The sequence below is a fragment of the Staphylococcus sp. FSL H8-0121 genome (assembly GCF_038008425.1).
In the GTDB taxonomy this organism is placed as follows: Bacteria; Bacillota; Bacilli; order Staphylococcales; family Staphylococcaceae; genus Staphylococcus; species Staphylococcus pasteuri.
Genome location: NZ_JBBOZB010000002.1, coordinates 300,131 through 323,751, shown reverse-complemented (window position 1 = coordinate 323,751; position 23,621 = coordinate 300,131). Strand labels below are relative to the sequence as shown.

The window sequence follows — 23,621 nt, the reverse complement described above, 5'->3', positions numbered from 1 at the left end:
CTGATTTTTCCTTAAAATGTGAAAATAATCACAAAAATACATAGAATTAGTTTACAATTCAAGGTGAAAGGATTGGTTTTTATGGTAGGCAATATTTTAGTGGCACATGGTATGAGAAAAGGAAAACAGAATAAGGCCTTAGCAGAATTTATTGCAACTTTATTGAAAGACGAAGACTACCATTATGAATTAGCATTTTTAGAGAGTGATACACAAAGTTTAGAATTAACGATGGAAAGAATGATTCATCAAGGTATTAAAGAATTTAGAATTGTACCATTACTTATTTTTAGTGCAATGCACTATATGAGTGATATTCCAGATATTTTAATGAAAATGCAAAATAAGTATCCGAATATCTCTAGTCATATTAGTGAACCGTTAGGAACACATCCATATATGAAAGCATTAGTTGAAAGAAGAATTGATGATGTGAAATTATCCGATGTTTCCAACGCAGCGGTTGTTATTATCGCACATGGTAATGGTAGCGGTCGATTTACAAAGGCTCATGACGAACTTAAAGACTTTGTAAAAGCAGTTGATTCGAAACAACCTGTGTATGCACGCACATTGTACGGTGCATTAACATTTAGAAATGACTTAGAAGAAATATCAAAACAATATGATGAACTTATTATAGTGCCTTTGTTCTTTTTTGATGGCAGATTAGTCAACAAAGTGAAAGGAGTGATTGATGAGATGCCTATTCACTGCAATCTACACATCACACCTTCAATTAACTTTGATGATTCACTTAAATTAATCATTAGAGAGCGATTCGAAGCATTATATGTATAAGAAAAATCTATGTGCCTAATTATCCAATCCTTTAATAAAAACTATTCACAAGTGATAAAGGGGCATATTTATGGCTAAAAAGAAATTAGTGATGATAGGAAATGGTATGGCAGGTTTGAGAACGATTGAAGAGATTCTTGAAAGAGACGATGAACGTTTTGATATTACTATTATCGGTAAGGAACCATATCCAAATTACAACCGAATAATGTTATCCAATATTTTACAAAATAAAATGTCAGTAGAAGAGACGATAATGAATTCATATGATTGGTATGATGAGCATAATATCCAACTTATTAATAATGACCCAGCTATTAAAATAGATCGTAATAATCAAAAAGTTATGACAGAGAGTGGCATCGAAGTTGATTATGATCAATGTATATTTGCAACTGGATCTAAAGCATTTGTTTTACCAATCCAAGGTTCTGATTTTCCAAGTGTCATTGGATGGAGAACGATTGATGATACTAAACGCATGATGGAAATTGCTAAATCTAAAAAACATGCAATTGTTATTGGTGGGGGCCTTTTAGGTTTAGAATGTGCGAGAGGTTTACTAGACCAAGGTATGGAAGTAACGGTAATTCATTTAGCTGAATGGCTTATGGAAATGCAACTAGACGCGAAAGCTGGACAAATGTTAAAAGCTGACTTAGAAAAGCAAGGAATGAATTTTGAATTACAAGCTAATACAAAAGAAATTTTAGGTGAAGAAGATGTTGAAGCTGTACGTTTAGCTGATGGACGTGTTTTAGAAGCGGATTTAGTCGTTATGGCTGTTGGAATAAGACCATATACTGAATTAGCTAAACAAAGTGATTTAGAAGTAAATAGAGGTATTGTAGTTAATGATATGATGCAAACGAGCGACCCTAATATATATGCTGTAGGAGAATGTGCTGAACACCAAGGTAAAGTTTATGGATTAGTTGCACCATTATATGAACAAGGTAAAGTACTTGCTGACTATTTAACTGATAATGACACAGAAGGTTACAAAGGTTCAACAACATTTACGTCATTAAAAGTATCTGGTTGTGATTTATACAGCGCCGGTCAAATAGTTGAATCACCTGAAATTAAAGGTATTGAAATTTTTAATAGTGTAGATAATAACTATAAGAAAGTATTTCTAAAAGATGGCGAAGTCGTTGGTGCAGTACTATATGGAAATACAGATGATGGTTCACGATTTTACAATATGATGAAAAAGCACGAATCAATTGAAGATTATACATTAGTTTCATTACTAACTAAAGGTGGAGAGGAAGCTAGTAACTCTATAGAAGATATGGCTGATGATGAAACAATATGTGGATGTAATGGTGTAGACAAAGGCACTATTGTCAAAGCTATTAAAGAGAACGGACTAACTTCTGTAGATGAAGTAACTAAAGCAACAAAAGCAGGTAATTCATGTGGTAAATGTAAAGGTCAAATAGGAGAAATCTTACAATATGCTTTAGGTGATGATTTTGTTGCCGCTAAACCTTCAGGAATATGTGCTTGTACAGATTTAACACGTGATCAAATTGTAACTCAAATTAGAGCAAAAGGTTTAAAAACATCAAAAGAAGTTAGACATGTCCTTGATTTCAAAGATAAAAATGGATGTCCTAAATGTCGTCCAGCTATTAATTACTATTTGAATATGGTATATCCATATGAACATAAAGATGAAAAAGAATCACGTTTTGCAAATGAAAGATATCATGCAAATATTCAAAATGATGGTACTTTCTCTGTAATACCTCAAATGCGTGGCGGTGTGACAGATGCAGATCAATTAATTAGACTTGGTGAAGTTGCTAAAAAATATGATGTACCTCTTGTAAAAGTAACAGGATCACAACGTGTTGGGTTATATGGATTGAAAAAAGATGAACTTCCACAAGTATGGAAAGATTTAGGTATGCGTTCTGCTTCAGCATATGGTAAAAAAACAAGATCCGTTAAAAGTTGTGTTGGTAAAGAATTTTGTCGCTTTGGAACGCAATATACAACACGATTAGGTATCAGATTAGAGAAAACCTTTGAATATATTGATACACCTCATAAATTTAAAATGGGCGTATCAGGTTGTCCTAGAAGTTGTGTAGAATCTGGTGTGAAAGACTTTGGTGTTATTTCTGTTGAAAATGGATACCAATTATATATTGGTGGCAATGGAGGAACTGAAGTAACAAAAGGACAGTTCTTAACTACAGTAGAAACCGAAGATGACGTAATACGTATGTGCGGTGCGTTAATGCAATATTATCGTGAAACTGGTATATATGCTGAAAGAACAGCGCCTTGGTTAGAACGTCTTGGATTTGAAAATGTAAAAGAAGTTTTATTGGACCCTGAACGCCAACAAGCTTTATTCGATAGAGTGATGGATGCTAAACAAGCAATTAAAGAAGAACCATGGCAAGCAATAGCCAATGACAAAGCATCACAAAAAATCTTTGAAGTTGAGAGGGTATAGTTATGAAAAGTATGGAAAAGATTAAAGTTTCTAATTTGAATGAATTAACACCACTCATTGGAAAAAAAGTAATTGTAAAAGATAAAGAAATTGGTTTGTTTTTAACGAATGAAGGTAAAATTTTTGCAGTGAATAATGTATGTCCACATAAACAAGGACCATTATCAGAAGGCACAGTAAGTGGAGATTTTGTTTATTGTCCATTACATGACCAAAAAATAGACTTAACTACTGGTAATGTGCAAGAACCAGATACCGGTTGTGTAGAAACTTATCCTGTGGAAATTATCGATGGAGATATATTCATATGTCTGTAAGTAACTATGGTCAAGTATATTTAGTAGGTGCTGGACCAGGTAATCCTAATTTTCTAACTAAGAAAGCACAACGTCTTATAGAAAATGCAGATATTATTCTATATGACAGATTGGTAAATCCATTAATCTTACAGTATGCTAAACCTGAAATAGAAATTGTAGATGTAGGAAAGAAACCTTATACCAAACATATTCAACAAGATAATATTAATCAACTCATGGTTAAAGCAGCTTCAGAACACAACCATGTTGTGAGACTTAAGGGCGGAGATCCAGCGATATTTGGACGTTTACATGAAGAAGTTGAGACACTAAGTGATTTAGATATCAATTTTGAAATAGTTCCAGGAGTAACTTCTGCAAGTGCTGCTGCACAATCCATGAATATTGGGTTGACGATGAGAAGTATAGCTAAAAACGTAACTTTTTCAACTGGTCATTTTAAAGATAATCAAGAAAATCAGTTGGATATTACTCCGCTCCTTAATAAAGGTACATTAGCAATATATATGGGAGTGAAACGACTTCCAAAAATAATAAATCAGATACAACAATTCAGTGATATCAATTTTCCAATCGCTATTATTTTCCGAGCTTCCTTATTTGATGAAAAAGTAATTATTGGAACATTAAGCGATATTCAACAAAAGATAAAATCTCATCAACTTGAAGGTATGCCAGGCGTTTGTATTATTGGAGATATCGTTAACTATGTGGAATCTAAAATTGATAGTAAACCAGACCAACCTTTTTACATTGTCCAAGGGGAAAAAGGAAGAGCAATGGAAAAATGCGAAATATTAAGTGATGAAGGATATGGTTGCATAATTGAAGTAAAAAATAAAAACAAATACCATATTTCACAACAACAATTATATGAAAAAATCAAAAATCAATATTATCATCAATTTATTAAAGTCTAGATTCTATATTGTTCCTTTGGGAGCTAGCCCTAAATATGACTAACTCAATAATAAAAAGAGAGTACATTATATCTTTGTCTTAGACTTCAGTATGGCCACCTATAAGAGGTGGTCTTTTTTTATTAAAAAGAATATTGAAAGATTATAAAAAATCATAGGGGATTTATACCTTCAATTAGGACTTTCCCTAATATAAAAAGTTTGTGAAAAAATATACAATTTGAATATAAGAAAAAGTAGCGAAATTAATTAACGGACATAGATAATCACTTTGCTAGTGTAGGAGGATATATATGGGGAAATTTGGATTGAATTTTTTTAAACCAACAGAAAAATTTAACGGGAACTGGTCAGTATTAGAAAGTAAAAGCAGAGAATGGGAGAAAATGTATCGAGAACGTTGGAGCCATGATAAAGAAGTTAGAACTACACATGGTGTTAACTGTACTGGATCATGTTCATGGAAAGTATTTGTTAAAAATGGTGTTATTACATGGGAAAACCAACAAACAGACTATCCAAGCTGTGGTCCTGATATGCCAGAATACGAACCTAGAGGTTGCCCAAGAGGAGCATCATTCTCATGGTACGAATATAGTCCTTTAAGAGTTAAGTATCCATATATAAGAGGAAAATTATTAGAACTCTGGCAAGAAGCACTAGAAGAAAATCAAGGTAATAAAATTGCGGCATGGGCATCTATTGTTGAAGATGAAGAAAAAGCTAAACAGTATAAATCTGCAAGAGGTATGGGTGGCCATGTAAGATCTAATTGGAAAGATGTTACTGATATCATAGCAGCTCAATTATTATACACAATAAAAAAAGATGGACCTGACAGAATTGCAGGATTTACGCCTATACCTGCAATGTCAATGGTGAGTTACGCTGCAGGTGCACGTTTTATTAATTTACTCGGCGGCGAAATGCTTAGCTTTTATGATTGGTATGCAGATTTACCACCTGCCTCTCCACAGATTTGGGGAGAACAAACTGATGTACCTGAATCAAGTGATTGGTATAACGCATCATATATTATTATGTGGGGCTCAAATGTACCTTTAACACGTACACCGGACGCTCACTTTATGACAGAAGTTAGATATAAAGGTACTAAAGTTATTTCTGTAGCACCGGATTATGCAGAGAACGTTAAATTTGCGGACAATTGGTTAGCGCCTAATCCTGGTACAGATGCAGCAGTGGCGCAAGCAATGACACACGTCATTTTACAAGAATATTATATAAACAAACCAAACCAACGTTTCATTGATTACGCTAAACAATACACTGATATGCCTTTCGTATTGATGTTAGATAAAGATGAAAATGGATTTAAAGCAGGCAGATTTTTAAGAGCTACTGATTTAGGTCAACAAACTGAAAATGGGGAATGGAAACCATTAATTTTTGATGAAATTTCAAATGAGTTAACAGTACCTAACGGCACAATGGGACAAAGATGGGAAGAAGGCAAACAATGGAATCTTAAATTAGAAGATGATGAAGGAAACAAAATAGATCCTTCATTATCCATGGCTGATAGTGAATATGAATTACAGCAAATTCAATTTCCATATTTTGATAGTAATGGTGATGGAATATTTGAAAGACCAATTCCTACTAAAAAAGTCACTTTAGCTGACGGAACAGAAACATATATCACAACAGTATTTGATTTAATGGCAAGTCAATATGGCGTACGTCGATTTAACCATGATTTAGAAGCAGATAGTTATGAAGATAAAGATTCTAAATATACTCCAGCATGGCAACAAGAAATAACAGGTATTAAAAGTAATTTAGTCATTCAAGTAGCTAAAGAATTTGCACAAAATGCTATTGATACTGAAGGTCGTTCAATGATTATTATGGGCGCTGGCGTAAACCATTGGTTCAATTCAGATACTATTTATCGTGCAATACTCAATTTAGTTATGTTATGTGGTTGCCAAGGCGTTAACGGAGGCGGATGGGCTCACTACGTTGGTCAAGAAAAATGTCGTCCAATAGAAGGCTGGAATACACTTGCATTTGCAAAAGACTGGCAAGGACCACCACGTTTACAAAATGGAACTAGTTGGTTTTACTTTGCTACTGATCAATGGAAATACGAAGAATCAGATGTAGATAAATTAAAATCACCTTTAGCTAAAAATATTAAACATAAACATCCTGCTGATTATAATGTGACAGCAGCAAAATTAGGTTGGTTACCATCATATCCTCAATTTGACAAAAATAGTTTGTTATTTGGTGAAGAAGCTAAAGAAAATGGTGACAATTCAAATGAAGCAATTCTTAAACGCGCTATAGATGAAGTGACATCTAAGAAAACTAAATTTGCAGTAGAAGATCCAGATTTAAGAAAAAATCATCCTAAAACATTGTTTGTTTGGCGTTCAAATTTAATATCAAGTTCTGCTAAAGGACAAGAATATTTCATGAAACATCTATTAGGTACGAAATCAGGTTTATTAGCTTCACCAAACGAAGATGACAAACCTGAAGAAATCAAATGGAGAGAAGAAACAACAGGAAAATTAGATTTATTAGTATCACTTGATTTTAGAATGACAGCAACGCCATTATATTCTGATATTGTTTTACCGGCAGCGACTTGGTACGAAAAACACGATTTATCATCAACAGACATGCATCCATATGTTCATCCATTTAATCCGGCTATTGATCCATTATGGGAATCACGTTCAGATTGGGATATTTATAAAACATTAGCTAAAGCAGTATCTGAAATGGCTAAAGATTATCTTCCAGGTACATTTAAAGATGTGGTTACATCACCATTAGGTCATGACTCAAAACAAGAAATAGGTACGCAACTCGGAATTGTAAAAGATTGGTCTAAAGGTGAAATTGATCCGATTCCTGGTCAAACAATGCCTAGCTTTTCAATCGTAGAAAGAGATTACACACTAATCTATGATAAATACGTTACAGTAGGACCTAAACTTGAGACAGGTAAAATAGGCGCACATGGAGTTAGCTTTAGCGTTAAAGATCAATATGAAGAACTTAAAAGTATGTTAGGTACATGGAATGATACCGATCCAGACTCAATTAAAAATGATAAACCACGTATTCATTCAGCACGAAATGTTGCAGATGCCATGCTAAATATTTCATCAGCTACTAATGGGAAATTATCTCAAAAATCTTACCAAGATTTAGAACAACAAACAGGTATGAAATTAGCAGATATATCTAGTGAAAGAGCTTCTGAAAAAATTACATTTTTAAATATTACATCGCAACCTAGAGAAGTTATACCAACAGCGGTATTTCCAGGTTCAAATAAAAATGGAAGACGTTATTCTCCATTTACAACTAATATTGAACGTTTAGTACCATTTAGAACATTAACTGGACGACAAAGTTATTATTTAGACCATGAAGTGTTCCAACAATTTGGTGAAAGTCTACCAATATATAAACCAACTTTACCGCCAATGGTATTTGGTACAAGAGATAAAAAAATTAAAGGTGGCACGGATGCATTAGTATTACGTTACCTTACACCACATGGTAAATGGAATATTCATTCAATGTATCAAGATAATAAACATATGTTGACACTATTCAGAGGTGGTCCAAATGTTTGGATTTCGAATGTAGATGCTGAGGCACATGATATTAAAGATAATGATTGGTTAGAAGTTTACAACCGAAACGGTGTTGTTACTGCTAGAGCGGTTATTTCTCACAGAATGCCTCAAGGAACAATGTTTATGTATCATGCTCAAGATAAACATATTCAAACACCTGGATCTGAAATTACAGATACAAGAGGTGGTTCACATAACGCACCAACTAGAATACATTTGAAACCGACACAATTAGTCGGAGGATATGCTCAAATTAGCTATCATTTTAACTACTACGGTCCGATAGGAAATCAAAGAGATGTTTACGTTGCAGTTAGAAAAATGAAGGAGGTCAATTGGCTTGAAGATTAAAGCGCAAATCGCAATGGTGTTGAATTTAGATAAATGTATAGGATGTCATACTTGTAGTGTTACATGTAAAAACACATGGACAAATAGACCAGGTGCTGAGTATATGTGGTTTAACAACGTTGAAACTAAACCAGGTACAGGATATCCGAAACGATGGGAAGACCAAGAACATTACAAAGGTGGTTGGGTTTTAAATAAAAAAGGAAAATTACAACTTAAATCAGGTAGTAAATGGTCTAAGATTGCTTTAGGTAAAATCTTTTATAACCCAGATATGCCTTTAATACAAGACTATTATGAACCATGGAATTATAACTATGAACATTTAACTTCAGCTAAACAAGGTAACCATTCACCAGTAGCAAGAGCGTATTCCGTTATTTCTGGGAAAAATATGGATATTGAATGGGGACCTAACTGGGAAGATGATTTAGCAGGTGCTAATGTTACAGGCCCTAAAGATCCTAACATCCAAAAAATTGAAGAAGATATTAAATTCCAATTTGATGAAACATTCATGATGTATTTACCTAGACTTTGCGAACACTGCTTAAACCCAAGTTGCGTAGCATCATGTCCTTCAGGTGCAATGTATAAAAGAGATGAAGATGGTATTGTATTGGTTGACCAAGATGCATGCAGAGGTTGGAGATATTGCATGACTGGTTGCCCTTATAAAAAAGTTTACTTCAACTGGAAAACAAATAAAGCAGAAAAATGTACATTTTGTTTCCCAAGAATTGAAGCAGGTATGCCTACTGTATGTTCAGAAACATGTACAGGTCGTATGAGATATTTAGGCGTACTTTTATATGATGCTGATCGCGTTGAAGAAATCGCATCAACTGAAAATGAACAAGACTTATATGAAAAACAATTAGAATTATTTTTAGATCCATATGACGAAGATGTTATTGCTCAAGCTGAAAAAGATGGTATCAACCACGAATGGATTGAAGCGGCACAACAATCACCAATATATAAATTGGCTATTGAATATAAATTAGCATTTCCATTACATCCAGAATATCGTACTTTACCAATGGTTTGGTATTGTCCACCATTAAGCCCAATCATGAGTTATTTCGAAGGTAAAAATACGCAACAAGATCCAGACATGATTTTCCCAGCAATTGAAGAAATGAGATTACCTATCGAATATTTAGCTAATATGTTTACTGCTGGAGATACTGAACCTGTGAAAAAATCCTTACAAAAAATGGCAATGATGCGTAGCTATATGAGAGCTAAAGTGACTAATAGACCATTTGATGTTAAAAAGCTAGATGCTTTAGATCTTACTGAAAGACAAGTTTCTGATATGTATCGATTATTAGGTTTAGCAAAATATGAAGAACGTTTTGTAATACCAACATCACATAAAGAAACATATTTAGATACTTATCATGCTCAAGGATCTCAAGGATATGGTGGAGAGAACTTCGGTGCAAATTGTGAAGGATGCGGCGTTGCAGTTGGTTCTGGAAAAACAGGTCAAGAAATATATAACGAAAACTTTTATGGAGGGATATTCCGTGATTAATTTCGATAATTTAAAAAAATATCAAGATAGTTTTGGTTATATAGCAATGTTATTAAGCTTTCCAGAAAAATTAACATTTAATGAAAATGTATTTAATGAATCCATTACTTCACAACATCCTGGTTATCAAGATATTGTTAATTTTAGAGAAGTTATGATGAATTATACTTTGTCTGAAGCAAAACAAATTTATACAGATACATTTGATTTCAGTAAAAATTCTCCATTATATATGACATATAACAAATTTGAAACTCAAAAAGAACGAGGACAAATGTTAGCCAAACTTAAAGTATTATACGAAATGTTTGGATTAAAAATGGTAGATAATGAATTATCTGATTATCTACCGTTAATGTTAGAATTTCTACAAACTATCGAATGGTATGGCGATGATAGAGCGGAAGAAAATATTCAACTTGTAATTATGATTATTGAAGACGGTACGTATGCATTGGCAAATGAGCTTGGTAAACATAATCATCCTTATGGATATGTTATCCAAGCATTACGTAAGACATTAAAATTATGTCTAAAGTCACCAGAAGGAGTGACGCAACATGATTAGTCAATTTTTGTGGGTCATTTATCCCTACTTATGTTTGATGATTTTTATTATAGGACATATTGCAAGATATAAATATGATCAATTTTCTTGGACAGCCAAGTCTAGTGAATTAATTGAAAAGAAACAACTTAAATGGGGAAGTCTATTATTTCATTTAGGAGTTATTCCTGTGTTTTTTGGTCATGTTGTTGGTTTGGCAATACCGGAATCATGGACAGAAGCATTAGGTGTTACTGAAGGAATTTATCATTTTGGTGCCGTTTATATAGGAAGCATTTTTGGTATAATGACATTGATTGGTATGTTATTGTTAACAGCAAGACGTATAACATTTGAAAATGTAAGACGCTTGAGTTCATTTTCTGATATCTTCGTGAATTTTTTATTACTTTTAATTATTTTTATGGGATGTTACTCAACGCTTGTTACTAATATAACAAATGAAGGATTTAACTATCGTGAAACAATTTCAGTGTGGTTTAGACAGTTATTTTTATTTAGACCTCATGCCGAATTAATGTTAGAGGTACCACTTCAATTTAAAATTCATGTATTATTAGGATTCACAATATTAGCATGTTGGCCGTTTACACGTTTAGTTCATGTATGGAGTGTACCGTTATCTTATACTAATAGAAGATATATTATATATCGAAAAAATAAATTGTAATGATCCAAAGGTGGAATGATAATGACTCCAGGTTTAAATATGAAACTGCAAAATATTCAATACAATATTGATAAATTAAGAGAAGAAGAAGGCGTCGATTTTGCAGCGATTGCATTTTGTGAGCATTCAAGTACTTATTCCCCAATAAAATGGCAATATGTATCCGGAAATAACAACGATAGATATAAACTTATCGTTCTACGAAAAGGTCGTGGATTAGCTGGTAACGTCATGAAAACAGGGAAAAGAATGCTAATTTCTAATGTAGATATGGCGCTGTCACCAGATGAAAAAGTAAAATATCCCATTTTATTAAGTGAAAGTTTAACAGCGGTGATAGCAGTACCACTTTGCTTTAATAACCAAGTTTATGGTGTAATACTATTTGGCCAAAGAAATCACAAACCATTGCCTGATAATATAGAAAATATTATTATCAATGAGCGACTAGGTGAATTAAAAGAAGATATTAGGTGATTAAATTGTTGGGACATGATGATATCAAACTTGAAACTTTATTGAAAAAATATTATGAGTGCACAAATGAGAAAATTGTGTTTGTTAATAATGATGGCAAAGTAATAGCTATGAATGAAGCAGCTAATGAAGTGATTTCAATGGAAGATAATTATAGTACGATGACCAATGCAATATGTCGTAGATGTGAAGGTTATACCAATGAATTTGATTTGCAATCATGTAAAAATTGTTTTTTAGATGTAGAACAACCTAATAGATCTACATTTCAAGTTTTTATGAAAACTAATCAAAGAGAAATTGCACCATTTACTGCTACATATCAAACAATTGATAAAGAAAAAGGTATCAATGCATTTACTTTGCAAGATGTTGCACCTCAGATTGAACGTCAAGAAAAAATGAACCAACGTAGGATGATAAGAAAAACCATTTCTGCACAAGAAAATGAACGTAAACGTATTTCGAGAGAATTACATGATAGTCTAGTTCAAGAACTTTTAAATATAAACGTTCAATTACGCTTATTAAAGTACCAACAGGATAGAGAAAAAATATTGAATGATGTTGAAAATATTGAGGGTATCATGTCTCAATTAGTCGATGATGTTAGAAATTTATCTGTTGAATTAAGACCAGCTTCATTAGATGATTTAGGTTTAGAAGCCGCATTTAAATCTTATTTTAAACAGTTTGAAGAAAATTTCGGAATGCAAATTAATTACACATCTAATATTTCACAGCAACGTTTTGATAGTGAAGTTGAAACAGTTGTTTATCGTGTAGTTCAAGAAGCGATTTATAATGCGTTAAAATATGCAGGTGTTAGTGAAGTAGATGTAATGATTCAAAAAAATAATGATAATTTAATTGCAGAAATTATTGACCATGGATACGGATTTAATCCAAATTCTCAACCAAAAGGATCTGGACTAGGTTTATACGGTATGCGCGAGCGTGCTGAATTAGTGTACGGGCATGTAGATATAGAAACACATATTGATAAAGGTACAATAGTTACATTAGAAGTACCTTTGTGAAAATTTTTGGGGGAATTAAATTGAAAATTGTGATAGCTGATGATCATGCAGTTGTTCGAACAGGTTTTTCCATGATATTAAACTATCAACAAGATATGGAAGTAGTGGCTACAGCTGCTGACGGTGTTGAAGCATATCAAAAGGTGTTAGAACATAAACCAGACGTTCTTCTTATGGATTTAAGTATGCCACCAGGTGAATCTGGTTTAATAGCGACAAGCAAAATCAATGAAAGTTTTCCGGATACTAAAATATTAATATTAACAATGTATGATGACGAAGAATATTTATTTCATGTACTTAGAAATGGTGCAAAGGGCTATATTTTAAAAAATGCGCCTGATGAACAATTAATTCTTGCGATTAGAACTGTTTATCAAGGAGATACTTATGTCGATATGAAATTAACAACATCACTTGTTAATGAATTCGTTAATAACAACAACCAAGAACCTACAGATGGGTCTGATCCCTTTAAAATTTTATCAAAACGCGAATTAGAAATATTACCGTTGATAGCTAAAGGGTACGGTAATAAAGAAATTGCTGAAAAATTATTTGTTTCTGTAAAAACAGTAGAAGCACATAAAACACATATTATGAACAAATTAGGATTAAAAACAAAACCAGAATTAGTTGAATACGCTATGAAAAAGAAACTATTAGAATTTTAGAGCCCCTTATCGCTTTAGCGATTAGGGGCTCTTATGCATTAGCGAAGCTAAGGCGAACCGAAGAAGAAAATCGCTTTAGCGATTAGGGGCTCTTATGCATTAGCAAAGCTAAGGCGAACCGAAGAAAATCGCTTTAGCGATTAGGGGCTCTTATGCATTTAAAGAAATACTTTTTCTTTAGAAATTAGTATTTCTTACACATGAGTTCATCTCATGTGTTCCATTAATAAACTCCATAGATTAAAAGTGACTAATTAATTCAGGAGAGTAACTGTATATCCTTTAAGCAGTAGCGAAAGCTACTGTGATCCTTAAAAGTACTTCCATTTTAATGGTTAGAGGCAGTGGTTGACTGGTTACTCATTTCATAAAACTCATGATTAACCTAGTCAACTATGCTGGGGAGAAAAGACGATAAAGAAATATTTTTTCTTTAGAAATTAGTATTTCTTACACATGAGTTCACCTCATGTGTTCCACTATAACCACTAGTATTTCCAACGCATGAACATGCCTCATATGTTCTATTAATAAATGCTTTTAATTTTACTGAACTCATTTATTTTTATAGGGGAAAAAGGTAAACAAATAAGGGATTACACTAATGTTCAATTTTTCACAAACATCATAAAATATAGTTATAGTTAGTACTTTGCATAGAAGTAGTAACACTCACAATTATTAAATGATTTATTCATTTAAAGTACTAAATAATTATAATTTATGAAGGTGAAGACATGGACAAAAGAAAAGGTGGTTTTCAACTAGGTTTACAAACGTTAAGTTTAGTAGTTGGATTTATGGCTTGGAGTATCATATCTCCTTTAATGCCTTACATATCACAAGATATTAAAATTCCAGCATCACAACTATCGATTATTTTAGCAATACCTGTAATTTTAGGATCCATTTTACGAGTTCCGTTTGGATATCTCACAAATATTATTGGAGCTAAATGGGTTTTCTTCTGTAGTTTCATAATACTATTATTCTCAATATTCTTTTTAGCTCAAGCTAAATCTCCGGGAATGCTAATGCTTTCAGGGTTCTTTTTAGGAGTAGGGGGCGCTATATTTTCAGTAGGTGTCACTTCCATTCCTAAATACTTCCCTAAAGAAAAAGTAGGGTTAGCAAATGGTATATACGGCATGGGGAACATAGGGACAGCAGTTTCATCATTCTTAGCACCACCTATTGCAGGCATTATCGGTTGGCAAACAACAGTAAGAATGTATTTAATATTTATTGCTTTATTTGCTATATTAATGTTTATTTTTGGTGATAATAAAGAAACAAAAGTTAAAGTACCTTTAGTGGCACAAACTAAAATATTAGCTAAAAATCCTAAATTATATTATACAAGCTTATGGTATTTTATAACATTTGGCTCATTTGTAGCATTTGGTCTATTCTTACCTAACTTTTTAGTTAATCATTTTGGTATTGATAAAGTAGATGCAGGAATTCGGTCAGGTATTTTTATCGCCTTAGCAACATTCCTTAGACCAATCGGAGGCATGCTTGGTGATAAATTAAATGCTGTTAAAGTATTAATTATAGATTTCATTGCTATGATTATAGGCGCAGTAATCCTGGGCATTTCTTCTCACATTGTATTATTTACAATAGGTTGCTTATTAATTAGTATATGTGCAGGTATTGGTAACGGATTAATATTTAAACTTGTACCATCATACTTTTCAAAAGAAGCTGGGACAGCAAATGGTATCGTATCAATGATGGGTGGCTTAGGAGGATTCTTCCCACCAATAGTAATCACTTATGTATCTAGTATCACTGGTACAAGCCATCTCGCATTTATATTATTAGCAATATTTGCTATTATTGCTGTAATTACAATGTTTTTAGTTAATAAAAAAGACGCGAAAACAATTAATTAAAAAAACAGACCTTGCTATGGTAAATCCATAACAAGGTCTAATATTTTATATTATGAAATTGAAATTGTTGTTGCATCTTCAGCTTCTTGCTGTTGTTTAGGCAAGCGTACGCTTAAAATGCCATTTTCAAATGTTGCTTTGATAAGAGACTTGTCTATATCCTCGAATTCAAATCTGCGCACCAATTCACCACTAGAACGTTCATTTAATTGCGTTTGTCCATTATGTGATTCAATATATTTATTAGCTTTAATAGTTAACGTATGTTGCTCAAAAGTTAATGAAATATCTTCTTTTTTCACACCTGAAAGTTCAGCTTCAATTAAGTAATGATCATTTTCATTATATAAATTAACAGGGAAAGCTTGAGATGAAAATTGATTGAATACTTGTTTACCTAAATCTCTAAATAAATCAGTTGGATCATTTTTCAAAAATGAATTATTAAAGAAGTCATTATTTGGCATATTATTAGCTCCTTTTACAGTTATAAATTAACTATATTTAATTGTAAATTCATTATATGAAGTGTTTGTTATGAGGTAAAGTAAAATGGATTATTAATAGAGTGATAATTCGTACTAGAGAATATAGACAAAAGTTTACAAAACTTGATTTTATCAAAGCATAAGAAAGGGATGAAAGTGGGCAAGTTTACTTTTGCCTTTTTTCTCTATATAAGATTATTTTTCTGAGGATTTATCGAAGTTTTTAGAAACAAAAAGTTGAAGGTGGTTAACTAATTCCTTAGCTTCATTTACATCTATATCAAATTCGCCAAATACCTTTTGCGAAACTTCTGATAAAGGTTTTTTAATACTTTTACCTTGTTCTGTTAGTGAAATTTGAAGATTTCGTTCATCTTTTTCTTCACGAGTTCGAACAACGTAATTTTTCTTTTCTAATTTTTTTAGTAATGGTGTTAAAGTGCCTGAATCTAAGAAAACTCTATCACCTAAAGTTTTGATGTTAAGTTTCTCATCTTCTTCAATCGCCATTAGCACTATATAACCAGTGTACGTGAGTTCATATTCCTTTAAATAATTGGAATACTTTTTGATAATTTCTTTTGATGAAACATAGAATAAAAAGCACAATTGTTTGCTTAAATAACTATTTTCGACATACATTAAATCACTCCTTGTTAAGGTAACCATATTATGAAGTGTGTGACTTGTCAAGTGCCTATTTTGATAGTAAAGTTAAATTGCTTTTCATTTAAATATTAGAAAATCATAATTAAAGATTATTGATTTGAAAAATCCAATGACTTATAAAAAATAAGGAGTATATATAATGGAGAAAATCACTCAATTTGACGATGTATTAAAAGGAAGAAGATCAGTAAAAGTATTTGATACAGAACATAAAATCAGCCATGAAGAAATGGATGATATCATTCAAAAAGCAACCAAAGCACCATCTTCAGTGAATATGCAACCATGGAGATTAATAGTTGTAGATTCTGATGAAGGTAAGGAGAAAATATTACCATCTTTCGGTAAGAATTCGAGACAAGTCAATACTTCTTCAGCTATGATAATCATATTTGGAGACTTGAAAAATTATGAAAAAGCTGAACAGATATACGGTGACGCAGTAAGCAAGAATCATATGACAGAAGAAATTAAAGATAAGATGTTAAGTTGGGTATTGCCTCATTATAAAGGATTATCTAGAGAAGGTATGAAAGATATCGTTAATATTGATAGTAGTTTAATGGCAATGCAATTAATGCTTGTGGCTAAATCGCATGGCTACGATACTAATGCTATAGGCGGATTTGATAAAGCTAATATTGCAAATGTGTTAGGGATAGATAGCGATCGATTTGTACCAGTTGTAGCAATTGCTATAGGTAAAGGTGCACAAGAAGCCCATGAATCAGCACGTTTACCACTTGATGATGTAAGACAGTATCTTTAATTAACATATGAATCATCTTTGCATTATATCAATGAGTTAAGAATATTTTGTTACAAAATTTTTATAAGACTTTAAAAATGCATAAATTTCGTTCATACTAATTAAGATAAGGCAAAAGGAGTCTATAAAATGAGTAAGAAGCAGAAATTAATCAGAATTATTATTATATTAATTATTTCATTAGTGATTGCGTTTGCGTTTTTCTTCGCGCTTAAATCATATCAAGGTCACAAAAATATTGAAATGGTTGATAGTTATTTAAAAGAACACCATTTAAAAGATAAAGTTAAAAAACAAGAAACTCTTTATAGCGCTAAAAAGGGTGTTTATTATAAGGAAGTTATTTTTAAAGATGAACCTAAAATAACTTATGTCATTCAACCTATTAGTACTAGAAAAGGTGTTTTTGCCGAAGGTTTTGATACTGAAACTAAGAAAAGTATAAAAAGTGCTAAGCATAATTACTTTAATAAAAACTATAAACCTTCAAAATAATTGCAATAAGATGAGTTACCAAGTTGAAAAACATTTGGTAACTTTTTTATTTTGGGTATCAGTTAAAATTAAAGAATAGAAATGAAGAACCTTTAAAAATAAACATAGTAAACTACTCTTGATTCATAAAAGTTAAAACATTTCAATACAATTATTTATATTTGTTATATAAATAATTATAGCTATTTTTAACTTATCTGATATAATTAAGTGATGTCAGATGAAGGGGAGTTTGCAATATGGCTCTGTTTAAGAGAAAAATCAGTCTACCTGTGCAAGTATTAATTGCATTGGTTCTAGGTGTTGTCGTTGGACTTATATTATATGGAAATGAAGAAGCGGCTAACTACATAAAGCCATTTGGAGACATCTTTTTAAACTTAATTAAAATGATTGTTATTCCAGTTGTATTCTGTTCTTTAGCACTATCTATTTCGAACGTTGGGGAATCGAAAACTGTAGGTCGCTACGGATGGAAAACAATATTATACTTTGAAATTATAACAACAATCGCTATTGGTCTTGGATTAATTTTCGGAAACCTATTTAAACCAGGTTCTGGATTAGATCCATCAAAATTACCAAAGGGCGATATTTCTAAATATCAAACATCTGCACATGCTGCAGAACAAACTACATATGGTAATCATTTTATTGATACTATAGTAAACATTGTACCAACAAACTTTTTTGAAGCTTTAAACAAAGGTGAATTATTACCTATTATCTTTTTTGCTGTATTTTTCGGTTTAGGTTTAGCTGCCGTTGGCGAAAAAGCAGAACCAGTAAAATCTTTCTTAAGTGGAACTTTAGAAGCAGTTTTCTGGATGATTAATAAAATATTAAAATTAGCACCACTTGGTGTCTTTGCATTTATTTGTACAACAATCATTACATTCGGAGCATCAGCGTTACTTCCTTTACTAAAACTAGTATTAGTTGTAATTTTCGCAATGGTATTCTTTATAGTTGTAGTATTAGGAATTGTAGCTAGAATGTGTGGCATTAGTATTTTCTCTATTATGAAAATACTAAAAAGCGAAATACTTTTGGCTTTCTCAACTTCAAGTTCAGAAGCAGTATTACCAGTAATGATGAAAAAGATGGAAAGATTCGGTTCGCCGAAAGATATTACATCGTTTGTTATACCAATTGGTTATACATTTAACTTAGATGGATCAGCTTTATATCAATCTATCGCTGCATTATTCGTAGCACAAATGTATGGCATGCATTTAACATTAACTGAACAATTAGTTTTAATGTTAACGTTAATGCTTACATCAAAAGGTATGGCAGCAGTTCCAGGTACTTCAATCGTTGTGTTATTAACAACATTAGGTGCAATGGGATTACCAGCTCAAGGACTTGCTTTAATTATAGGGGTTGACCGTTTATTAGACATGGTACGTACAGTAGTTAACGTTATGGGTAACGCTTTATCTACAGTTGTCATTGCTAAATGGGAAAACGTTTATGATAAAAAACAAGGTCAAGAGTACTTAAAAACATTATAAAATAATAAATCTGACATTTTAGAGCCCCTTATCGCTTTAGCGATTAGGGGCTCTTATGCATTAGCAAAGCTAAGGCGAACCAAGAAGAAAATCGCTTTAGCGATTAGGGGCTCTTATGCATTTAAAGAAATACTTTTTCTTTAGAAATTAGTATTTCTTACACATGAGTTCACCTCATGTGTTCCATTAATAAACACCATAGATTAAAAGTGACTAATTAATTCAGGAGAGTAACTATATATCCTTTAAGCAGTAGCGAAAGCTACTGTGACCCTTAAAAGTACTTCCATTTTAATGGTTAGAGGCAGTGGTTGATAGATTATAACTTAACATATTCGTTCGTATAACATAAAAAAGAAGCAAGTCATTATCGACTTGCTTCTTTTAAAATTACATATGCATATCGCCCATATCATGGATTTGAGTCATTAATCCATGTGGTACATCATCATGATCTACTTTTTTAACACTAGCAATTTTGCCAGATTTTTCATTTTTAGTAATTCTTACGAAATCCTCTTTTTTAACAGATACATCAGCATCTGATGGAAGTTTAACGTTCTTTTCGATTTTTTCGTCTTTTTCACTAATCATTTTATCAATTGTTGTACCATTCTTCATTACGCCATAATATGTTTCTTTTTTACCGCCTGCCATCATAGCAATAACTAAAACAATACATATAATGACCATGATTGCAATAAGGCTATAAGCGAGTCCTTTTTTACCTTTCATTTAGCAAAATCTCCTTTGATATTGTTTATCTATCTACTATTTTATTTATACAGAAAAATAGAGTGATTTGCAATTAAATTTAAAATATAAGTGGATATTATAATTTGAAATTTTCATCAAATATACGAATTTGTATCACATCAAAAAATCCCAACTTATTTAAGTTGAGATTAATCATTCATTTATAACTCAATTGTGAAGGGTGTGTCTAAATCTTTGTCGTTCATCAATTTAATTGATTTAGGATTTACTTTTAATACACATAATTCAGGGTCTTTACTAGAATCGAAAAATGATTTATCTTGAGTTTCCCATAACCAGTCAATTGTTTTTTCATCTTTAACAACTTCAATAGTTGCATCGATTTCAACAAAACTATTGTTAGTCGTTTCGTTATAGCCTAATAAAATATAAGCATAAGGATTGTCTTCAATTTCTTCAACCTTTATAGAATTAATATTTGTCTTAGTATATAGTGTCAATTCATCATTATAGAATACCATATATCTACTATTAGGTTTATTATTATAAGCGGTTGATAATACACCCACTTTTGAATGGTCTAATACATTTTCAATTGCTTCAGTTGCTTTTTGATTATCCAATCCTATCATCTCCTTAATACTAAATATATCCTTAATCAGAGATTGTTAAACTTATGACAACATCATTCTACAATCGATGGCTAAATAGGTTTGAAACATACATATTTTACTTCATCATGTTTGAGAACAACATTAACATCTTGATTATCATTTTCTTGAATAAATAGTTCTGTTTTTGGATGATTGCATTGATCCAATTGATTAATAATATCTTTATCAAGAAATAGTTGTTCTTTAGTTTGTGGTAATAAATTATCTATTGTCCCATGCTCACTATTCAAAGTTTGAACTATTGTCAATGAATGTGATTTCAATGTGTTTTTGAAAATAAATTTTTGTTGACTATCAGATAAATAACGATCGTTTATTTTATTAAATAATATGAAGTGATAATTGCCATCTTTACGACTCATAATGTAGTTATTACAAATTTGTAATTCTTCATTTACAAAAGGGTGAGTCATTTTATAAATGTGAATTAGAGGTAATGCATTACCGAATTCATTAAATAATGACAAGTACTTCGTTTCGTCTGCAATGAGTTGGTAACTAATACCACCACCATAGCGTAGTAAAGCAATGATATGACAAACTAAATCAGCTAGTTGTAAAGGATTAGAACTATTGCTAGCATATTTGAAACATTTCAAAGATAAATAATCATACACAAAATGAGTGGAGTCTATGCCTGAATCTAAAATGAACTGCTTATAATTTTCAAAATGTGTCGTCGAATGATTATATGTTCTTCTTTTATTAATTAAAGATAATTTCGTTTCAATATTTTCTATATCAATTAAATAGTAATCAAAATTAAGTCTTTTTAAAGTATCGTATGTTTTTTCTACAGTCTGATTTTGACGTAATAGGCCGTCTACAGTCATACCATATTGGATATCTTTATTTTTATTTTTAATTTTTAAATGACAAAGATGTATATCTTGTGTAGACATTTTAGACGAATCAAAAATAAGCATTAATTTTACGACTTTTTTATTTAATTTATAGTCATTATGTCCTTGTAAAAACTTCAAAATAAATTGATTAACTACATTAAATTGATTTGTAGATTTAATTTTTATTGCTAAACCAATATGTCTCTCAAATAATTTATCAAGGCATCTATGTAACAAATGATAGTTAATTTGATTAGAAGTTACGTCGCTAACATTTTCAATAAGAATGACTGGTTCAGGTAAAAATGAAAAATCAATATCAAAATACTCATTGAACGTAAAATGAAATAATTCATTAAAATTATCAAGTCTAATAAATGCTTTTGAGGGTTTGGAATAATCTTTAGGATCAAAGTTATCTATATTGATTTCAGTAATCTCTGTAGCTAATTGATTATTAAAATCAAAATGATTAATTAATGGTATAAAAGGTGAATAATCCTTATCTTCTATATTTAAATGAGGCAAAGCATCCATTTTGACTATATAAGAGCGATACTGTTTTGGGCTAAAATTCAAATAGTTTTTAAACTGATTTGTAAAATTAGTATGGCTACTAAACCCAGATTCTTCTGATATAGTGTTAATTGATAAATTAGTAGTCATTAATAGTTTAATAGCATGACGAATTTTCAAACTTGTATAGTAATCTTTAAAATTCATATTTAAATAACGTATAAATAAATTTGAACAATAAGATTCTGAAATACTACTATTTATAGCGACATCTTTTAAAGAAATAGTTTGAGTTATTCTATCTTGAAGAAAAAGTAAACACTCTGAAAACAAAGTATTACTAATTGACATATTGGGGATATAATCAACATCGTATTTTATAACTGCTTCTTTATACAAGGTCTGAATTACTTTGGAACAAAGTTGATGATCAACCGTTTGGTCCTCTGAATATTGTTGTATAGTTTGTAGAATAAGCGTTTTGATATAACCACTAGATTGTAATAAATGTCTATCGAAATAGCACTGGAAAAAGTCGTCATCTTCTACATAAAAATAAAAGATCGGAATCGTTAATTGTACTATATTATGAGCATTTTCAACTTCAAATATGTCACCATGATTAATTATAGCAATGTGTGCATCTAAATCTTTAACTTCTCCGTTGATTTTAATGTTCAAGTCATTAGTTAATGAAAATAAGATGATGACTTTATTAATATTACGAAATGGCTTGGTGCTGTACTGATGAAAAAGGTTTAGGTTACATGTCATATGATATTACGAAGCTCCTCTATGTTTGTTTTGAAAATCTAAAAAAATCATCACTTATAAATTGTTTGCATTGAATAGTTTTTATGATATTCAATGTCTGTGGCATTTAATACGCGATTAAATAATAATTGATATTATAATAGATTCGCCTTCAAATAGTAATAGTTAAAAATAAAGTTCATAGTAAAAATTTTGTGAAAACGTAGCCATTTTTGTATTGTTTGCAACATAAAAGGAGTTTTAGAAATATAGTATTGTATATTTGGAAATTTTCAATAGCGTGTAATCTCATTTTTTAGTACATAATAAATATAGATTCCAATCCAAAAGAAATTTTAAAAAACTTAAATTGATTAAGGGTTGTAATCTATGGTATTAAATGTACGTTATATACACAACTTAGATATAACAACAAAAAGAGAGAGACAACATAGAATCACATATACCATATTTAGTGAATAAAAATTGATTAACTTAACATTAGTATAAACAACAAGGATTATATTCATACTTTAAATATTTTTACTAACACATTAGCAACTAGTAATTAGACATCATGAAACAATGTTGAATATATGAAGCAATGACAACAAGAATCAACAACATATTTCATATTTGGTAGAAATATTTAAACGACATCCAATGAATAACCATCTTCTGAAAATTAAAGTATGATGAAACATCAATATTTAAGTAGCGATTTTTAAAAACATTAATTTGAAATACTCCCCCCGAAGTACTAACAAATTAAATGAAGCATGACAATTCGTTTCACTGGATGTAAAAATAA

The 23,621-nt window shown here is 31.2% G+C and carries 20 protein-coding genes; 15 read left to right on the top strand and 5 right to left on the bottom strand.

The features are described from left to right. Positions 1–81: 81 nt before the first annotated feature. The 12 genes from LFT63_RS07075 (at position 82) to LFT63_RS07020 (ending at position 15,367) form a co-directional block, all read left to right on the top strand. The gene (locus LFT63_RS07075; protein ID WP_017637731.1) at positions 82–801 is read left to right on the top strand and encodes a sirohydrochlorin chelatase; all 720 of its coding nucleotides are present in this window, start codon (positions 82–84) and stop codon (positions 799–801) included. A 70-nt stretch (positions 802–871) separates the two neighbouring features. After that, the gene (nirB, locus tag LFT63_RS07070; RefSeq protein WP_017637732.1) at positions 872–3,277 is read left to right on the top strand and encodes a nitrite reductase large subunit NirB; all 2,406 of its coding nucleotides are present in this window, start codon (positions 872–874) and stop codon (positions 3,275–3,277) included. Between the two features lie 2 nt (positions 3,278–3,279). Continuing rightward, a complete protein-coding gene (gene nirD / locus LFT63_RS07065; protein WP_017637733.1) occupies positions 3,280–3,594 on the top strand; it encodes a nitrite reductase small subunit NirD in 315 nt (104 codons plus the stop codon). Next, a complete protein-coding gene (cobA, locus tag LFT63_RS07060; RefSeq protein ID WP_029055759.1) occupies positions 3,585–4,517 on the top strand; it encodes a uroporphyrinogen-III C-methyltransferase in 933 nt (310 codons plus the stop codon). The genes nirD and cobA overlap by 10 nt, the downstream gene beginning before the upstream one ends. 293 nt (positions 4,518–4,810) lie before the next feature. Then, complete coding sequence (locus LFT63_RS07055; RefSeq protein WP_340768467.1) at positions 4,811–8,494, top strand: nitrate reductase subunit alpha; 3,684 nt, start codon at positions 4,811–4,813, stop codon at positions 8,492–8,494. Next, entirely contained in the window at positions 8,484–10,037 is a 1,554-nt protein-coding gene (gene narH, locus LFT63_RS07050; RefSeq protein ID WP_017637736.1) for a nitrate reductase subunit beta, read from the top strand. The genes LFT63_RS07055 and narH overlap by 11 nt, the downstream gene beginning before the upstream one ends. Continuing rightward, on the top strand, positions 10,030–10,605 hold the full coding sequence (gene narJ, locus LFT63_RS07045; protein ID WP_017637737.1) for a nitrate reductase molybdenum cofactor assembly chaperone: 576 nt from the start codon (positions 10,030–10,032) through the stop codon (positions 10,603–10,605). Before narH ends, narJ begins: the two co-directional genes overlap by 8 nt. Continuing rightward, a complete protein-coding gene (narI, locus tag LFT63_RS07040; RefSeq protein WP_017637738.1) occupies positions 10,598–11,275 on the top strand; it encodes a respiratory nitrate reductase subunit gamma in 678 nt (225 codons plus the stop codon). Before narJ ends, narI begins: the two co-directional genes overlap by 8 nt. A 21-nt stretch (positions 11,276–11,296) precedes the next feature. Then, complete coding sequence (gene nreA, locus LFT63_RS07035; protein ID WP_029055761.1) at positions 11,297–11,752, top strand: nitrate respiration regulation accessory nitrate sensor NreA; 456 nt, start codon at positions 11,297–11,299, stop codon at positions 11,750–11,752. Between the two features lie 8 nt (positions 11,753–11,760). Continuing rightward, entirely contained in the window at positions 11,761–12,792 is a 1,032-nt protein-coding gene (gene nreB / locus LFT63_RS07030) for a nitrate respiration regulation sensor histidine kinase NreB (RefSeq protein ID WP_017637740.1), read from the top strand. 20 nt (positions 12,793–12,812) lie between these two features. Further along, the gene (gene nreC / locus LFT63_RS07025; RefSeq protein WP_340768465.1) at positions 12,813–13,466 is read left to right on the top strand and encodes a nitrate respiration regulation response regulator NreC; all 654 of its coding nucleotides are present in this window, start codon (positions 12,813–12,815) and stop codon (positions 13,464–13,466) included. A 737-nt stretch (positions 13,467–14,203) separates the two neighbouring features. Next, positions 14,204–15,367: a nitrate/nitrite transporter gene (locus LFT63_RS07020; protein WP_340768462.1), complete on the top strand. Its 1,164-nt coding sequence runs from the start codon at positions 14,204–14,206 to the stop codon at positions 15,365–15,367. Positions 15,368–15,417: 50 nt separating this feature from the next. Here LFT63_RS07020 and LFT63_RS07015 read toward each other — a convergent pair whose 3' ends face one another. Then, complete coding sequence (locus tag LFT63_RS07015; RefSeq protein ID WP_029055764.1) at positions 15,418–15,834, bottom strand: Hsp20/alpha crystallin family protein; 417 nt, start codon at positions 15,832–15,834, stop codon at positions 15,418–15,420. A gap of 216 nt (positions 15,835–16,050) precedes the next feature. After that, entirely contained in the window at positions 16,051–16,497 is a 447-nt protein-coding gene (locus LFT63_RS07010) for a MarR family winged helix-turn-helix transcriptional regulator (protein ID WP_017637744.1), read from the bottom strand. A 166-nt stretch (positions 16,498–16,663) separates the two neighbouring features. Here LFT63_RS07010 and LFT63_RS07005 point away from each other — a divergent pair, with 166 nt between their 5' ends. The 3 genes from LFT63_RS07005 to LFT63_RS06995 all read left to right on the top strand — a co-directional run bounded on the left by LFT63_RS07005 (position 16,664) and on the right by LFT63_RS06995 (position 19,305). Continuing rightward, positions 16,664–17,293, top strand: a complete 630-nt coding sequence (locus LFT63_RS07005; RefSeq protein ID WP_340768460.1) for a nitroreductase family protein — start codon at positions 16,664–16,666, stop codon at positions 17,291–17,293. A gap of 129 nt (positions 17,294–17,422) precedes the next feature. Then, the gene (locus LFT63_RS07000; RefSeq protein WP_017637746.1) at positions 17,423–17,788 is read left to right on the top strand and encodes a DUF3139 domain-containing protein; all 366 of its coding nucleotides are present in this window, start codon (positions 17,423–17,425) and stop codon (positions 17,786–17,788) included. Between the two features lie 239 nt (positions 17,789–18,027). After that, positions 18,028–19,305, top strand: coding sequence for a dicarboxylate/amino acid:cation symporter (locus LFT63_RS06995; RefSeq protein WP_017637747.1), 1,278 nt, complete (start codon positions 18,028–18,030; stop codon positions 19,303–19,305). Positions 19,306–19,695: 390 nt separating this feature from the next. Here LFT63_RS06995 and LFT63_RS06990 read toward each other — a convergent pair whose 3' ends face one another. From LFT63_RS06990 to rsp, 3 genes are all read right to left on the bottom strand, one after another. After that, positions 19,696–20,040, bottom strand: coding sequence for a DUF4889 domain-containing protein (locus LFT63_RS06990; protein ID WP_017637748.1), 345 nt, complete (start codon positions 20,038–20,040; stop codon positions 19,696–19,698). 182 nt (positions 20,041–20,222) lie between these two features. Next, positions 20,223–20,654 carry a pyridoxamine 5'-phosphate oxidase family protein gene (locus LFT63_RS06985; RefSeq protein ID WP_371683225.1) on the bottom strand — a complete coding sequence of 144 codons (432 nt, stop codon included), beginning with the start codon at positions 20,652–20,654 and terminating at the stop codon, positions 20,223–20,225. Positions 20,655–20,725: 71 nt separating this feature from the next. After that, on the bottom strand, positions 20,726–22,831 hold the full coding sequence (gene rsp / locus LFT63_RS06980; protein ID WP_340768456.1) for an AraC family transcriptional regulator Rsp: 2,106 nt from the start codon (positions 22,829–22,831) through the stop codon (positions 20,726–20,728). Between the last annotated feature and the right edge of the window lie 790 nt (positions 22,832–23,621).

What these genes read in the sequence shown, in the direction of transcription:
- nirB (WP_017637732.1), top strand. Translation starts at nt 872, where the DNA reads ATGGCTAAAAAGAAATTAGTGATGATAGGAAATGGTATGGCAGGTTTG.
- LFT63_RS07075 (WP_017637731.1), top strand. Translation starts at nt 82, where the DNA reads ATGGTAGGCAATATTTTAGTGGCACATGGTATGAGAAAAGGAAAACAG.
- LFT63_RS07020 (WP_340768462.1), top strand. Translation starts at nt 14,204, where the DNA reads ATGGACAAAAGAAAAGGTGGTTTTCAACTAGGTTTACAAACGTTAAGT.
- LFT63_RS07005 (WP_340768460.1), top strand. Translation starts at nt 16,664, where the DNA reads ATGGAGAAAATCACTCAATTTGACGATGTATTAAAAGGAAGAAGATCA.
- nreA (WP_029055761.1), top strand. Translation starts at nt 11,297, where the DNA reads ATGACTCCAGGTTTAAATATGAAACTGCAAAATATTCAATACAATATT.
- nirD (WP_017637733.1), top strand. Translation starts at nt 3,280, where the DNA reads ATGAAAAGTATGGAAAAGATTAAAGTTTCTAATTTGAATGAATTAACA.
- narI (WP_017637738.1), top strand. Translation starts at nt 10,598, where the DNA reads ATGATTAGTCAATTTTTGTGGGTCATTTATCCCTACTTATGTTTGATG.
- LFT63_RS07015 (WP_029055764.1), bottom strand. Translation starts at nt 15,834, where the DNA reads ATGCCAAATAATGACTTCTTTAATAATTCATTTTTGAAAAATGATCCA.
- LFT63_RS07010 (WP_017637744.1), bottom strand. Translation starts at nt 16,497, where the DNA reads ATGTATGTCGAAAATAGTTATTTAAGCAAACAATTGTGCTTTTTATTC.
- rsp (WP_340768456.1), bottom strand. Translation starts at nt 22,831, where the DNA reads ATGACATGTAACCTAAACCTTTTTCATCAGTACAGCACCAAGCCATTT.
- LFT63_RS06995 (WP_017637747.1), top strand. Translation starts at nt 18,028, where the DNA reads ATGGCTCTGTTTAAGAGAAAAATCAGTCTACCTGTGCAAGTATTAATT.
- LFT63_RS07000 (WP_017637746.1), top strand. Translation starts at nt 17,423, where the DNA reads ATGAGTAAGAAGCAGAAATTAATCAGAATTATTATTATATTAATTATT.
- cobA (WP_029055759.1), top strand. Translation starts at nt 3,585, where the DNA reads ATGTCTGTAAGTAACTATGGTCAAGTATATTTAGTAGGTGCTGGACCA.
- LFT63_RS06990 (WP_017637748.1), bottom strand. Translation starts at nt 20,040, where the DNA reads ATGAAAGGTAAAAAAGGACTCGCTTATAGCCTTATTGCAATCATGGTC.
- LFT63_RS07055 (WP_340768467.1), top strand. Translation starts at nt 4,811, where the DNA reads ATGGGGAAATTTGGATTGAATTTTTTTAAACCAACAGAAAAATTTAAC.
- LFT63_RS06985 (WP_371683225.1), bottom strand. Translation starts at nt 20,654, where the DNA reads ATGATAGGATTGGATAATCAAAAAGCAACTGAAGCAATTGAAAATGTA.